Raw genomic sequence first — 13,437 nt, 5'->3', positions numbered from 1 at the left:
AGGCGGACCTGGGTGTCGCCTCGGGTAACGGCAAGGGGCAGATCTTCGTCAAGGGCGAGGTCATCAAGACCGTGCCGGAGTCGAAGATCGTGGAGACCCTCATCGAGGAAGCCATGAAGATCGCCGAGCAGATGGAGAAGGACGGCGTCGCCTCCGGCGAGCCCAAGATCAGCATCGCCGGCTGACCCTGCCGCCCCGCGCCCCGCGCCCCGTGCGCCGGCACCCCGCAGAGCCCTCAGTGCCCCGCCCCGTCCAGCACGGGGCGGGGCACTGCTGCTTCCCGCCCCGTGCGGCCGCAAGGGGGGTGCGTCCAGGAGGCTGGGAGGTACAGTTCCAAGACCTGTTCCCTCCGGCCTCGGGCCCCGCGACGGTGAGGCAAATCCACACGTGCTGACGACGACCACCATCAAGGTCCTGGAGCCCGGCGACATCGAGGCCGCCCTCGCCGTCCTCGACCGCGACCCCGTCGCCAACGCCTTCGTCGCCGCCCGCGTCCAGGTCGCCGGCCTCGACCCCTGGCGGCTCGGCGGCGAGATGTGGGGCTGGTACTCGGGCGGCCGCCTGGAGTCCCTCTGCTACGCCGGCGCCAACCTCGTCCCCATCTGCGCGAGCCCCGACGCCGTACGGGCCTTCGCCGACCGCGCACGCCGCGCGGGGCGCCGCTGCTCCTCCATCGTGGGCCCCGCGGAGGCCACGTCCGCGCTCTGGTCGCTCCTCGAGCCCCACTGGGGCCCCGCGCGCGAGGTGCGCGCCCACCAGCCCCTCATGGTCACCCGCTCCATGCCCGCCGACGTCGAGCCAGACCCCCTCGTCCGCCGCATCCGCAAGGACGAGATGGAAGTGATCATGCCGGCCTGTGTCGCCATGTTCACCGAAGAGGTCGGCGTCTCCCCGCTCGCCGGGGACGGCGGGCTCCTCTACCAGGCCCGCGTCGCCGAGCTCGTGGGCTCCGGCCGCTCCTTCGCCCGCATCGAGGACGGCCGCGTCGTCTTCAAGGCCGAGATCGGCGCCGCGACGCCCCATGCCTGCCAGATCCAGGGCGTCTGGGTCGCCCCCGAGTACCGCGGCCGCGGCCTGTCCGTGACCGGCATGGCGGCCGTCCTGCGCTACGCCCTCGCCGAGGTCTCGCCCGTCGTCAGCCTCTACGTGAACGACTACAACACCGCCGCCCGGGCCGCCTACCGGCGCGTGGGTTTCGAGGAGACCGGCGCGTTCATGAGCGTGCTGTTCTGAGCCGCCGGTCCCCGCTCGCGGGGAGCGTGCGGGTAGCCTCCCCGCATGGATGACATCGTGGTCGGGCCGCTCGACCTCGCCGAGCGGGTCGACGACGCGCTGGCCGTGCAGGCGCTGGCCTTCGGGCTCACCGCGGAAGAGGTCGCAGTACGGCGGCACATCGTGCTGCGCCACCTCGCCTCCCGCGGTGCCCGCGCGCTCGGGGCGACCACCCACGGGGGGCGCCTCGTCGGCTTCGTCTACGGGATGCCCAACGACCGCAGCCACTGGTGGTCGGGCGTCGTCGAGCCCTACCTGCGCGCCACGGGCAGCGAAGGCTGGCTCGACGACTCCTTCGTCATCACGGAGCTGCACGTCCACCCCGACTTCCAGAAACGGGGCATCGGCCGGGCGCTCATCACCACCATCACCGACAGCGCCGCCGAGCCGCGCTCGATCCTCTCCGCCATCGACACCGAGTCCCCCGCCCGCGGCCTCTACCGCAGGCTCGGCTACCGCGACCTGGCGCGCCCCGTGCACTTCCCCAGTGCGCAGAGCCCGTACGTGGTGATGGGGGCCCCGCTGCCGCTGCTGGGGTGAGGCACGGGGCCGCGGGGCGGGGCCTCTGCGGGCCGCCCCGCGCGAGAACTCGTTTCAGCGGAGCACAGGGCTGCCGCTAATCTCCTGACCATTCCCTACGCCCCGCCAGGAGACCAACGATGGCCCATGTCCAGCGCATGTCCACCACGCTGCTGAAGACACTGCGCGACGACCCGGCCGACGCGGAGACCGCCAGCCACAAGCTGCTGGTCCGCGCCGGGTACGTCCGACGCTCGTCCGCCGGTGTCTGGACCTGGCTGCCGCTCGGCAAGAAGGTGCTGGAGAACGTCTCGCGCGTGGTGCGGGAGGAGATGGACGCCATCGGCGGCCAGGAGGTCCTCCTGCCCGCCCTGCTGCCCAAGGAGCCCTACGAGGCGAGCGGGCGCTGGGAGGAGTACGGCGACCTCCTGTTCCGCCTCAAGGACCGCAAGGGCGCCGACTACCTGCTCGGCCCCACGCACGAGGAGATCTTCACCCTCACGGTCAAGGACCAGTGCACGTCCTACAAGGACCTGCCCGTGATCCTCTACCAGATCCAGACCAAGTACCGCGACGAGGCCCGGCCCCGCTCCGGTGTGCTGCGCGGGCGCGAGTTCCAGATGAAGGACTCCTACTCCTTCGACACCACCGACGAGGGGCTCGCCGAGTCCTACCGCCTGCACCGCGAGGCGTACACCCGCATCTTCGAGCGCCTGGGCCTCGACTACCGCGTCGTCTCCGCCGTCTCGGGCGCCATGGGCGGCTCCGCGTCCGAGGAGTTCCTGGCGCCCGCCGCAGCCGGCGAGGACACCTTCGTGGACTGCCCCCGGTGCGACTACGCCGCCAACACCGAAGCCGTCACCGTGGCCGTGAGCCCGTCCGACCCCACGGGCCACGGGGCCGTCGAGGAACTGGACACGCCCGACACGCCCACCATCGAGACCCTCGCGGCCCACCTCGGCGTGCCGGCCTCCGCGACGCTGAAGAACCTCCTAGTGAAGGTCGACGGCGAGATCACGGCCATCGGCGTGCCCGGCGACCGCGAGGTCGACCTCGGCAAGCTGGGGGAGCACCTGGCGCCCGCCGTCGTCGAGCTGGTCACCGCCGAGGACTTCGCGGACCGGCCCGACCTCGTACGGGGCTACGTCGGCCCCCAGGGCCTCAAGCTGCGCTACCTCGCGGACCCGCGCGTGGCGCCCGGCACCGCATGGATCACCGGCGCCAACAAGCCCGGCAAGCACGCCCGCAACGTGGTGTGCGGACGCGACTTCGAGGTGGACCAGTACCTCGACGTGGTCGTGGTCGAGCCGGGCGACCCCTGCCCCCGCTGCGGCGCGGGACTGGAGATCGGCCGGGCGATCGAAATCGGCCACATCTTCCAGCTGGGCCGCAAGTACGCCGACGCCTTCGGGCTCGACGTCCTCGGGCAGAACGGCAAGCCGGTCCGCGTCACGATGGGTTCCTACGGCATCGGCGTCTCCCGCGCGGTGGCGGCCCTCGCCGAGCAGACGCACGACGAGTCCGGCCTGTGCTGGCCCCGTGAGGTCGCCCCCGCGGACGTGCACATCGTCGCCGCCGGCAAGGCGGTCCAGACCGAACTCGCCCTGGAACTCGCGGACAAGCTGGGCTCCGCAGGCGTCCGGGTCCTCGTCGACGACCGCACCGGCGTCTCCCCGGGCGTGAAGTTCACCGACGCCGAGCTGATCGGCATCCCGGAGATCCTGGTGGTCGGCCGCGGGGCGCCCCAGGGGCTCGTCGAGCTGAAGGACCGGCGCACGGGCGCCCGCGAGGAGCTGCCGGTCGCCGAGGCGATCGAGCGGCTGAGCGCGCGCCGCTGACGGTCCGCCAGGACGGCCGGGGCCCCGTGCCCCGGCCGCATGGGGCGGAGACGGGAGCCGCCTGGGGCGGGGTACGCCCGCGCCGCATGGGGCCCGAGGCAGGACCCGCATGGGGCGGAGACAGGCCGGCGCCGCATGGGGCGGAGGCAGGACCCGCATGGGGCCGAGGCGGGACGCGCATGAGGCGGCGGTCGGGTGCGCATGGGGCGGGGCCCCGTCAGAGCATCCCCGCGAACTCCAGCAGGAGTTCGCCCCGTGCGCGCGCCCCGGAAGCGAGTTCGCGCATGCCCGCCTCCGCCGTGCGGAAGAGGGTCCAGCCGCGCAGCCGGTCGCGGTCGACGTCCAGGGCGTCGGCGAGCTTGGCCACGCGCCGCCGGGCGATGGCCGCGGCCCCGGGGGAGGCCATCAGGGTGTCGACCCGGTCGCGGGCGAGCCACGCCAGGTCGTAGGCCCGCTCGCCCACCAGCGGCCTGGGGCCGACGGCCAGCCACGGGGCCCGCTCCCCGGCGAGCACCTTGCCCTGCTGGTAGCGACCGTGCAGCAAGGACGCCGGCTCTTCGGCGGCGTCGGCCGTCAGGGCGTCCCGCAGCTCCAGGGCCTCGTCGACGACGGCCCGCGCGTCGGCCGCCCACGGCTCCTCACGCTGCTCCCGCATGGCGCCCGCGAGCAGCAACGTGTGGTCGGCCACCGAAGCGAACGGGTGGCCGTCCGCCGGACGCACCCAGAGACGCTGCAGCGTCGCCGTCGCCTCCAGGACGGCCTTCGCCTCCGCAAGCGACCGCAGGCTCACATCGGCGCGCAGCCGCTCCAGGAGGAGTGCACCCGCCCCGGGCTCCGCCTGCAGCACGCGGACCGCCCCCAGGCCGTTCCAGTGGGCCAGCGCCGCATGCTCCAGTGCGGTGTCCTCGCCCGGCGCTTCCAGCTTCAGTACGGCACCCGTGCCGTCGGTCCGGCGTGCGAGAACGACGATGCTGCCCCGCCCGCCGGGTTCGTGCACCCGCTCCGGGGTCAGCTCCCAGCGCTCCGCGAACTCGTGGACCTGCTCCGGCAGCGAGGCGAGCCACTGGCGCCCCGCCCCGTCCGCCGGCCCGGAGCCCAGGGTCCGCACCAGCCGCTCCGGTGGTGCGAAGCGGTCGTCGGCGTTGCTCATATCCCTGTGCTGTCCTTTTCGTCCTTGCCGGTCAGGGGCGTTCGGGTGAACCGCCGGGCCTGCTCGGAGCCGTCCGCTCCGTGAGCCCAGGGAAGGCTACGCCGCCACCGCGCCAGCGCACCGCGCGCACCGCCGCCTCACGCAGCCCGCCCGCCGCGTCGAGCCGCAGGTCACCGCGGGCGGCGGCCACAAGATCGGCGTACACGGCCGCGACGCGCGCCTCCAGCTCCGCCGCCAGCCGCACGGCGGCGTCCGCATCCGTGACGGGGAACGGCAGTGCGTACCCGGCGGCCGCCGCCTCGGGCACGCCGCCCAGGTCCCGTACCGCCCGGCTCATCGCGTCCCGCCGAGCGCGGTGCGCGTCGTAGGCCTCGCGCGCCTCAGCCGCGCGCTCCTGCGCCACGCGCGCGCCCACGACCCCGTAGCCGTACACCGCGGCGTGCTCGGCCCCGAGCGCGGCCTGGGCAGCCCGCAGCGCCTGCCGCACGGCGGGGTCCTCGGGCGCCTGGGGGCTCGCCGTCTCCGTCATGCGTCACTCCTGAGCAGGTAGGCGTGGGCCGCGCCCGCGGCGGCCACGGAGGCGAGCAGCCGGGCCAGTTCGGGCGGGGCGGAGCCGAGGGCCTTGGTGCGGCTGTCCGCGGTGCGCCGTTCGGCGTCGGCCAGTGCGGCCAGGGCGGCCTTCTCGTCGCCCGGAACGCCGTCCGTACGTGCGGAAGCGGACGCGCCTGAGGCGGACGCCCCCGGAGCGGCCGAAGCCTCCGCAGACGACGACTCGGAGGGCGACGACTCAGATGACTCAGAGGCCTCGGACGGCTCGGAAGGCTCGGACGACTCAGAGGAGGCTGAAGGAGCCGAAGAGGCTGAAGGCGTCGAAGAGGCCGAAGAGCCGGACGGGGCCGGCGCCGTCGCCCCGTGCGGCGCGCCCGATGCCCCCCGCGGCGCGCCGAAAGCCTCCGCATGGCGCGCCACCTCCTCCCGCAGTGGCCGCAGCCGCTCCGCGAGCGCCCCGTGCGCCGCGATCGTGGCGTCGTAGCGCGCGAGCAGCTGCACGGATTCGCGCCCCGCCGCGGCACGCAGGCGCTCCGCGGCGGAAGGGCCCGAGGGCGCCCCGGAGGCGCCCGAACAGCCGGTGAGCAGCGCCCCGGCGCCGGCGCTCAGCAGAACCGCGGCGCCCCCTGCCAGTACCCTGCGTCGGTGCGGGCCGGCCGGGCCCCGCGTCGTCGTCGTGAACGCCACGATCCTCTTTCCGCCGGTCCGGTCATGATCACCGCACGTGAGCGTACCGGCGCGCAACCCGGCGGCCGCGGACGAGGCACCGAATCGTCAGTCGGCTGCCGGAACAGATAGGCTTTGACCTGACACGCGACTTTCCCACAACAGCACACGCGGCCGAGGAGTCACCCGGATGAGCACCACCCAGAGCGAGCGGCTGCGCGAGCTGCTGGCCCCTCTCGTGAGCGCGCGGGAGCTGGATCTGGAAGAGATCGAGGTGACCACGGCGGGCAAGCGGCGTGTGCTGCGCATCGTGGTGGACTCCGATGCGGGCGTCGAGCTGGACGAGTGCGCGGAAGTCAGCCGCGCCGTCTCCGAGAAGCTCGACGAGACGGACGCCATGGGCGGCGCCCCGTACGTCCTGGAAGTCACCTCCCCCGGCGCCGACCGCCCCCTCGCCGAGCACCGGCACTACGTGCGTGCCACCGGTCGTCTGATCAAGGCGCAGCTCACCGAGGGCGGCGAGCTCGTGGCGCGCATCGTCGCCGTGGACGACGAGGGGCTGGACCTGGAGGTCCCGGGGGTCAAGGGCCGCAAGCCCACCTCCCGGCGACTGGCCTTCGGCGAGATCGCCAAGGCCCGCGTGGAGATCGAGTTCAACCGTAAGGCCGCGGAGAAGACCGCAGGCGCGGCGGCAGAGGCCGCCGGCGAAACCGACGAGAGCCAAGAGGAGGCGTAGCCGTGGACATCGACATGAGTGCCCTGCGGGGTCTGGTGCGAGAGAAGGAGATCTCCTTCGACCTGCTGGTCGAGGCGATCGAGTCGGCCCTCCTCATCGCCTACCACCGCACCGAGGGGAGCCGCCGCCGCGCCCGCGTGGAGCTGGACCGCGGCACCGGTCACGTGACGGTGTGGGCCAAGGAGGACCCGCAGGACCTGGAGGAGGGCGAGGAGCCCCGCGAGTTCGACGACACGCCCTCCGGCTTCGGCCGGATCGCCGCGACCACCGCCAAGCAGGTCATCCTCCAGCGTCTGCGCGACGCCGAGGACGAGATCACTTTCGGTGAGTTCGCGGGCCGCGAGGGCGACGTCGTCGCGGGCATCGTCCAGCAGGGCAAGGACCCGAAGAACGTCCTCGTGGACATCGGCAAGCTGGAGGCCATCCTGCCGGTGCAGGAGCAGGTCCCCGGCGAGGAGTACAAGCACGGCACGCGCCTGCGCACGTACGTCGTACGGGTGGCGAAGGGCGTGCGCGGTCCGTCCGTCACGCTCTCGCGCACCCACCCGAATCTGGTCAAGAAGCTCTTCGCCCTCGAGGTGCCGGAGATCGCGGACGGCTCGGTGGAGATCGCCGCCATCGCCCGTGAGGCCGGTCACCGCACGAAGATCGCGGTCCGCTCCACGCGGTCGGGCCTCAACGCCAAGGGCGCCTGCATCGGCCCCATGGGCGGCCGGGTCCGCAACGTCATGGCCGAGCTGCACGGCGAGAAGATCGACATCGTCGACTGGTCGGACGACCCCGCCGAGCTGGTGGCGCACGCGCTGTCCCCCGCGCGGGTGAGCAAGGTCGAGGTCGTGGACCTCGCCGCGCGCTCCGCCCGGGTGACCGTGCCCGACTACCAGCTGTCGCTGGCCATCGGCAAGGAGGGGCAGAACGCCCGCCTGGCCGCGCGGCTCACCGGGTGGCGCATCGACATCCGCCCGGACACCGAGCAGCCCGACCGGGAATCCGGCCGAGCCTGATCACGTTCACGATGCCGGGGCCCGTCTGCACGGGTCCCGGCATCGTGGCCGAAACGCATACGTGCCCGATCACTGCCCCCCAGGGGTGGGGTCGGCGCGGGGAGGTAGACTGAAGAGTGTCTGGCCGGACGCATGCCCGCGCATGCCCTGAGCGAACCTGTGTGGGATGCCGGGAGCGAGCGGCCAAGGGCGATCTGCTGCGGATCGTGATGATCGAGGGCGCCTGCGTCCCCGACCCTCGCGGTACGCTGCCCGGCCGGGGTGCCTCCGTGCACCCCACACTGGTCTGTCTCGACCTGGCGGTCCGCCGCCGGGCGTTTCCCAGGGCCTTCAAAAGCCCGGGGCCGCTCGATACGGCGGAGCTCCGCCGGTACATCGAACAGATCGAACAGCAGTAGTTCGGCCCCGCGTCTGCGGGGTATGGCCCCACTGTAAGAAGCACGGCACGGGTAACACCGTGCGGTCAGGTACCTCGCGAGTTGGAAGTAGGTCGAGATTGCGATGAGCACTCGATGAGTACGCGATGAGTACGCCCATGAAGTAGCGACGGTCCGGTGGACACCCCGGACCTAGAAGGAGCGAAGTGGCTAAGGTCCGGGTATACGAACTCGCCAAGGAGTTCGGAGTGGAGAGCAAGGTCGTCATGGCCAAGCTCCAAGAACTTGGTGAATTCGTCCGTTCGGCGTCCTCGACGATCGAGGCGCCGGTTGTCCGCAAACTGACTGACGCACTGCAGGGACCCGGCGGCGCCGGCAAGCCCGGTGCGAAGCCCGCGGCGCCGCGCAAGTCCGCGGCCCCCAAGCCGGGTGCCCCCACTCCGGGTGCGCCCCGTCCCGCCGCCCCCAAGCCGGCGGCGGAGGCAGCTGCCCCCAAGCCGTCCCAGGCCGCGCCGACCCCCGGCCCGCGCCCGGGCCCGAAGCCTGCTCCGGCGGCTCCGGCCAAGCCCGCCCCGGTCACCCCGGTGCCCGCCGCGGAGTTCTCCGCGCCGGCCACGGAGCGTCCGGCGGCCGAGCGTCCGGCCACGGAGCGTCCGGCCGCGCCGCGCCCCGGCGCGACGCCCGGTCCGCGTCCCGGCGGCGCCCGCCCCGGTCCCGCCGGCCAGCGTGACGGCGGCCGTCCCGAGCGCGCCCCGCGTCCCGGTGGCGCCGGCGAGCGTGCCCCGCGTCCCGGTGGCGCCCGTCCGGCCGGTCCCCGTCCGGGCAACAACCCCTTCACCTCCGGTGGCTCCACGGGCATGGCCCGTCCGCAGGCCCCCCGTCCCGGTGGCGCGCCGCGCCCCGGTGGTCAGGGTGCCCCGGGCGCTCCGCGTCCGCAGGGCGGTCCCGGCGGTGCTCCCCGTCCGCAGGGTCCGGGCGGTGCCCGTCCGACCCCGGGCGGCATGCCCCGTCCGCAGGGTGCCCCCGGTGGCGCCCCGCGTCCCGGTGGCGCTCCCTCCGGCAACCGCCCGAACCCGGGCATGATGCCGCAGCGTCCGGCTGCCGGCCCGCGTCCGGGCCCCGGCGGCGCCGGTCGCGGTCCCGGCGGCGGTGCCGGTCGTCCCGGCGGCGGTGCCGGTCGTCCCGGCTTCGCCGGTCGTCCGGCCGGTCCCGGCGGCGGCGGTCGTCCCGGTGGCGGCGGCGGCTTCGCCGGTCGTCCCGGTGGCGGTGGCCCCGGTGGCGGCGGCGGTGGCTTCGGCGGCGGTCGTCCCGGTTTCGGTGGCCGTCCCGGCGGTCCGGGTGCCCGTGGCGGCACGCAGGGCGCCTTCGGCCGTCCCGGCGGTCCGGCGCGCCGTGGCCGCAAGTCCAAGCGTCAGCGGCGCCAGGAGTACGAGGCCATGCAGGCCCCGTCCGTGGGCGGCGTGATGCTGCCTCGCGGCGCCGGCGAGACCATTCGCCTGTCGCGCGGTGCCTCCCTCACCGACTTCGCGGAGAAGATCGGCGCCAACCCGGCGTCGCTCGTCGCCGTGATGATGAACCTCGGCGAGATGGTCACGGCCACGCAGTCCGTCTCGGACGAGACGCTGCAGCTCCTCGGCGGCGAGATGAACTACACCGTTCAGATCGTCAGCCCCGAGGAGGAGGACCGCGAGCTGCTCGAGTCCTTCGACATCGAGTTCGGTGAGAACGAGGGCGGCGAGGAGATGCTCGTCGCGCGTCCGCCGGTCGTGACCGTCATGGGTCACGTCGACCACGGTAAGACGCGACTCCTCGACGCGATCCGCAAGACCAACGTGGTCGCGGGCGAGGCCGGTGGCATCACCCAGCACATCGGTGCCTACCAGGTCTCCACCGACGTCAACGACGAAGAGCGCAAGATCACCTTCATCGACACCCCGGGTCACGAGGCGTTCACCGCCATGCGTGCCCGTGGTGCCAAGTCGACCGACATCGCGATCCTCGTGGTGGCGGCCAACGACGGTGTCATGCCGCAGACGATCGAGGCCCTGAACCACGCCAAGGCGGCCGACGTGCCGATCGTGGTCGCGGTCAACAAGATCGACGTCGAGGGCGCCGACCCGACGAAGGTGCGCGGTCAGCTCACCGAGTTCGGTCTGGTGGCCGAGGAGTACGGCGGCGACACGATGTTCGTCGACATCTCCGCCAAGCAGGGTCTGAACATCGACAAGCTGCTCGAGGCCGTCGTCCTCACCGCCGACGCCGCGCTCGACCTGCGCGCCAACGCGGAGCAGGACGCGCAGGGCATCGCGATCGAGGCCCACCTCGACCGTGGCCGCGGCGCCGTGGCCACCGTGCTCGTCCAGCGCGGTACCCTCCGCGTCGGTGACACGATGGTCGCCGGTGACGCCTACGGCCGTGTCCGCGCCATGCTCGACGACAAGGGCCAGAACGTCGAGGAAGCGGGTCCGTCGACCCCCGTCCTCGTCCTGGGTCTCACCAACGTCCCGGGCGCCGGCGACAACTTCCTCGTCGTCGACGAGGACCGCACGGCCCGCCAGATCGCCGAGAAGCGCGCTGCGCGCGAGCGCAACGCCGCCTTCGCCAAGCGCACCCGCCGGGTGTCCCTCGAGGACCTCGACAAGGTGCTCAAGGCCGGTCTGGTCCAGGACCTCAACATCATCATCAAGGGCGACGCGTCCGGTTCGGTGGAGGCTCTCGAGTCCTCGCTGCTCCAGCTCGACGTCGGCGAAGAGGTCGAGATCCGGATCCTGCACCGCGGTGTGGGTGCGGTCACCGAGTCCGACATCAACCTGGCGACCGGCTCCGACGCCATCGTCATCGGCTTCAACGTCCGCGCCGAGGGCCGTGCCACGCAGATGGCCGAGCGCGAGGGCGTCGACGTCCGGTACTACTCGGTCATCTACCAGGCGATCGAGGAGATCGAGGCGGCCCTCAAGGGCATGCTGAAGCCGGAGTACGAAGAGGTCGAGCTGGGTACGGCGGAGATCCGCGAGATCTTCCGCTCGTCCAAGCTGGGCAACATCGCGGGTGTTCTCATCCGCTCCGGCGAGGTCAAGCGCAACACCAAGGCGCGCCTCATCCGCGACGGCAAGGTCATCGCGGAGGAGCTCAACATCGTCGGTCTGCGTCGCTTCAAGGACGACGTCACCGAGATCCGCGAGGGCTTCGAGGGTGGTATCAACCTCGGAAACTTCAACGACATCAAGATCGACGACGTCATCGCGACGTACGAGATGCGCGAGAAGCCGCGCGGCTGAATCGCATAGCTCGACCCCGGGGCCGGTCGGCGGAGCATATTCCGTCGATCGGCCCCGGCCGTTGCGTGTACGGTTCGAAGAGCCCTACACCACAGCTGGACCTCACGCCTCCCGGGTGGGCTTCACCCGTCACGCATGTATGCAGGGACTCTGTCCTTCGACCTCCTCCTCGGCGACGTACGGTCGCTGAAGGAGAAGCGCTCCGTCGTCCGCCCGATCATCGCCGAGCTGCACCGCAAGTACGCGGTGAGCGTGGCGGAGGTCGGCGACCAGGACCTCTACCGCCGGGCGACGATCGGCCTGGCGGCGGTCTCCGGGGACGCGGGGCACCTCACCGACCTACTGGACCGCTGCGAGCGCTGGGTCGCCGCACGTCCCGAAGTGGAGCTGCTCTCGGTCAGGCGGCGGTTCCACGGCGACCACGACGACTGAGCGCGTCACCGGCGCCACAAGCACAATGGACAAGAAGAAGGAGACGGACCAGTGGCCGACAACGCGCGTGCGAAAAGGCTGGCGGACCTCATCCGCGAGGTGATCGCCCAGAAGCTGCAGCGCGGAATCAAGGACCCGCGGCTCGGCTCGCATGTGACCATCACGGACACCCGGGTCACCGGCGACCTGCGGGAGGCTACGGTCTTCTACACGGTCTACGGCGATGACGAGGACCGCGCCAGCGCGGCCGCGGGCCTGGAGAGCGCCAAGGGCATCCTGCGCTCGGAGGTCGGCCGTGCGGCCGGCATCAAGTTCACGCCGACCCTGACGTTCGTGGCCGACGCCCTGCCGGAGAACGCCCGCACCATCGAGGACCTCCTCGACCGGGCGCGTGCCTCCGACGCCGCGGTGCGCGAGGCGTCCTCGGGCGCGGCGTACGCGGGCGGGGCCGACCCGTACCGCAAGCCGGGCGAGGACGAGGACGACAAGGACGCTGCCGGCGAATGAAGCACAAGGAGACCCCGCCGGACGGCCTCGTCATCGTCGACAAGCCGGCCGGCTTCACCTCGCACGACGTCGTCGCGAAGATGCGCGGCATCGCGCGGACGCGGCGCGTGGGGCACGCGGGGACGCTCGACCCCATGGCGACGGGCGTCCTCGTCCTCGGCATCGAGCGGGCGACGAAGCTTCTCGGCCACCTCGCGCTGACCGAGAAGGAGTACGTCGCGACGATCCGCCTGGGGCAGAACACCGTCACGGACGACGCGGAGGGCGACATCACGTCCTCGGCCGACGCCTCCGCGGTCACCCGTGAGGCGATCGACGCGGGCGTGGCCAAGCTCACCGGCGCGATCATGCAGGTGCCGTCGAAGGTCAGCGCGATCAAGATCGACGGCAAGCGGTCGTACAAGCGGGCGCGCGAGGGCGAGGACTTCGAGATCCCGGCCCGGCCGGTGACCGTCTCGTCGTTCGCCGTCCACGCCGTGACCCCCGCGGAGGCCGCGGACGGCACCCCCGTGCAGGACCTGCTGGTCTCCGTCGTCTGCTCCTCCGGGACGTACGTGCGGGCCCTCGCGCGCGACCTGGGCGCCGACACGGGCGTGGGGGGCCACCTCACCGCCCTGCGGCGGACGCGCGTCGGCCCGTACGGGCTGGGCGACGCCCGCACGCTGGACCAGCTCCAGGAGGAGCTGACGATCATGCCGGTCGCCGAGGCGGCCGCTGCGGCCTTCCAGCGCTGGGACGTCACGGAGGAGCAGGCGCGCCTGCTCGCCAACGGCGTGCGGGTACGCGTCCCGCTCTTCGACACCACGGGGCCGATCGCGGCCTTCGGTCCGGACGGGCGCTTCCTGCTCCTGCTGGAGAACCAGGGCGGCCGGGCGAAGAGCCTGGCGGCCTTCGGCTAGAAGCCGGCCGGGCGGGGGCGCGGGCCGGCGCTGTGGCGCGGCGCCGTGCCCCCGGCTGCGGCACTGCCATGCCCGCGGGGTGCGGGCGTGGGTGCGGGGTGTGACGGCGCCGTGAGCGTCCGGCTGCGGTGGCGCCGTGCCTCCGGGGAGGCGCCGTGCGCATGGATCCCACCGCATATGCCCCACCACCGTGGGGCGGGGAGCCGTCAT

The 13,437-nt window shown here is 73.0% G+C and carries 13 protein-coding genes and 1 pseudogene; 11 read left to right on the top strand and 3 right to left on the bottom strand.

Annotated elements, in window-relative coordinates:
• From ACFPP6_RS34940 to ACFPP6_RS34925, 4 genes and pseudogenes are all read left to right on the top strand, one after another.
• Nucleotides 1-185: pseudogene (locus ACFPP6_RS34940) on the top strand (flavodoxin-dependent (E)-4-hydroxy-3-methylbut-2-enyl-diphosphate synthase); the annotation flags it as partial.
• 202 nt (nucleotides 186-387) lie between these two features.
• On the top strand, nucleotides 388-1,233 hold the full coding sequence (locus tag ACFPP6_RS34935; protein WP_382050811.1) for a GNAT family N-acetyltransferase: 846 nt from the start codon (nucleotides 388-390) through the stop codon (nucleotides 1,231-1,233).
• A gap of 45 nt (nucleotides 1,234-1,278) precedes the next feature.
• Nucleotides 1,279-1,812 carry a GNAT family N-acetyltransferase gene (locus tag ACFPP6_RS34930; RefSeq protein ID WP_382050809.1) on the top strand — a complete coding sequence of 178 codons (534 nt, stop codon included), beginning with the start codon at nucleotides 1,279-1,281 and terminating at the stop codon, nucleotides 1,810-1,812.
• 119 nt (nucleotides 1,813-1,931) lie between these two features.
• A complete protein-coding gene (locus ACFPP6_RS34925; protein ID WP_382050807.1) occupies nucleotides 1,932-3,629 on the top strand; it encodes a proline--tRNA ligase in 1,698 nt (565 codons plus the stop codon).
• A gap of 217 nt (nucleotides 3,630-3,846) precedes the next feature.
• On the opposite strand, the gene ACFPP6_RS34920 is transcribed toward ACFPP6_RS34925, so the two are convergent.
• The 3 genes from ACFPP6_RS34920 to ACFPP6_RS34910 are packed head-to-tail and all read right to left on the bottom strand — an operon-like array spanning nucleotide 3,847 to nucleotide 6,015.
• The gene (locus ACFPP6_RS34920; RefSeq protein WP_382050805.1) at nucleotides 3,847-4,779 is read right to left on the bottom strand and encodes an aminoglycoside phosphotransferase family protein; all 933 of its coding nucleotides are present in this window, start codon (nucleotides 4,777-4,779) and stop codon (nucleotides 3,847-3,849) included.
• 31 nt (nucleotides 4,780-4,810) lie between these two features.
• Nucleotides 4,811-5,308 carry a ferritin-like domain-containing protein gene (locus ACFPP6_RS34915; RefSeq protein ID WP_382050803.1) on the bottom strand — a complete coding sequence of 166 codons (498 nt, stop codon included), beginning with the start codon at nucleotides 5,306-5,308 and terminating at the stop codon, nucleotides 4,811-4,813.
• On the bottom strand, nucleotides 5,305-6,015 hold the full coding sequence (locus tag ACFPP6_RS34910) for a hypothetical protein (RefSeq protein ID WP_382050801.1): 711 nt from the start codon (nucleotides 6,013-6,015) through the stop codon (nucleotides 5,305-5,307). The genes ACFPP6_RS34915 and ACFPP6_RS34910 overlap by 4 nt, the downstream gene beginning before the upstream one ends.
• A gap of 169 nt (nucleotides 6,016-6,184) precedes the next feature.
• On the opposite strand from ACFPP6_RS34910, the gene rimP reads away from it, so the two are divergent.
• The 7 genes from rimP (at nucleotide 6,185) to truB (ending at nucleotide 13,227) form a co-directional block, all read left to right on the top strand.
• On the top strand, nucleotides 6,185-6,730 hold the full coding sequence (gene rimP, locus ACFPP6_RS34905) for a ribosome maturation factor RimP (protein ID WP_382050799.1): 546 nt from the start codon (nucleotides 6,185-6,187) through the stop codon (nucleotides 6,728-6,730).
• A gap of 2 nt (nucleotides 6,731-6,732) precedes the next feature.
• Nucleotides 6,733-7,734 (top strand): transcription termination factor NusA, encoded by a 1,002-nt coding sequence (nusA, locus tag ACFPP6_RS34900; protein WP_058046529.1) that lies wholly within the window; start codon nucleotides 6,733-6,735, stop codon nucleotides 7,732-7,734.
• A gap of 116 nt (nucleotides 7,735-7,850) precedes the next feature.
• Complete coding sequence (locus tag ACFPP6_RS34895; RefSeq protein ID WP_382050797.1) at nucleotides 7,851-8,132, top strand: YlxR family protein; 282 nt, start codon at nucleotides 7,851-7,853, stop codon at nucleotides 8,130-8,132.
• A gap of 185 nt (nucleotides 8,133-8,317) precedes the next feature.
• Entirely contained in the window at nucleotides 8,318-11,389 is a 3,072-nt protein-coding gene (gene infB / locus ACFPP6_RS34890; RefSeq protein WP_382050795.1) for a translation initiation factor IF-2, read from the top strand.
• Nucleotides 11,390-11,524: 135 nt separating this feature from the next.
• Nucleotides 11,525-11,821 carry a DUF503 domain-containing protein gene (locus ACFPP6_RS34885; protein WP_179082895.1) on the top strand — a complete coding sequence of 99 codons (297 nt, stop codon included), beginning with the start codon at nucleotides 11,525-11,527 and terminating at the stop codon, nucleotides 11,819-11,821.
• A 51-nt stretch (nucleotides 11,822-11,872) separates the two neighbouring features.
• Entirely contained in the window at nucleotides 11,873-12,328 is a 456-nt protein-coding gene (gene rbfA, locus ACFPP6_RS34880) for a 30S ribosome-binding factor RbfA (protein WP_382050793.1), read from the top strand.
• The gene (gene truB, locus ACFPP6_RS34875) at nucleotides 12,325-13,227 is read left to right on the top strand and encodes a tRNA pseudouridine(55) synthase TruB (protein ID WP_058046534.1); all 903 of its coding nucleotides are present in this window, start codon (nucleotides 12,325-12,327) and stop codon (nucleotides 13,225-13,227) included. The genes rbfA and truB overlap by 4 nt, the downstream gene beginning before the upstream one ends.
• Nucleotides 13,228-13,437: the final 210 nt, after the last annotated feature.

This window comes from Streptomyces aureoversilis (genome assembly GCF_042657885.1).
Lineage (GTDB): Bacteria > Actinomycetota > Actinomycetes > Streptomycetales > Streptomycetaceae > Streptomyces > Streptomyces aureoversilis.
This window is presented reverse-complemented; position numbering and strand designations above follow the sequence as displayed.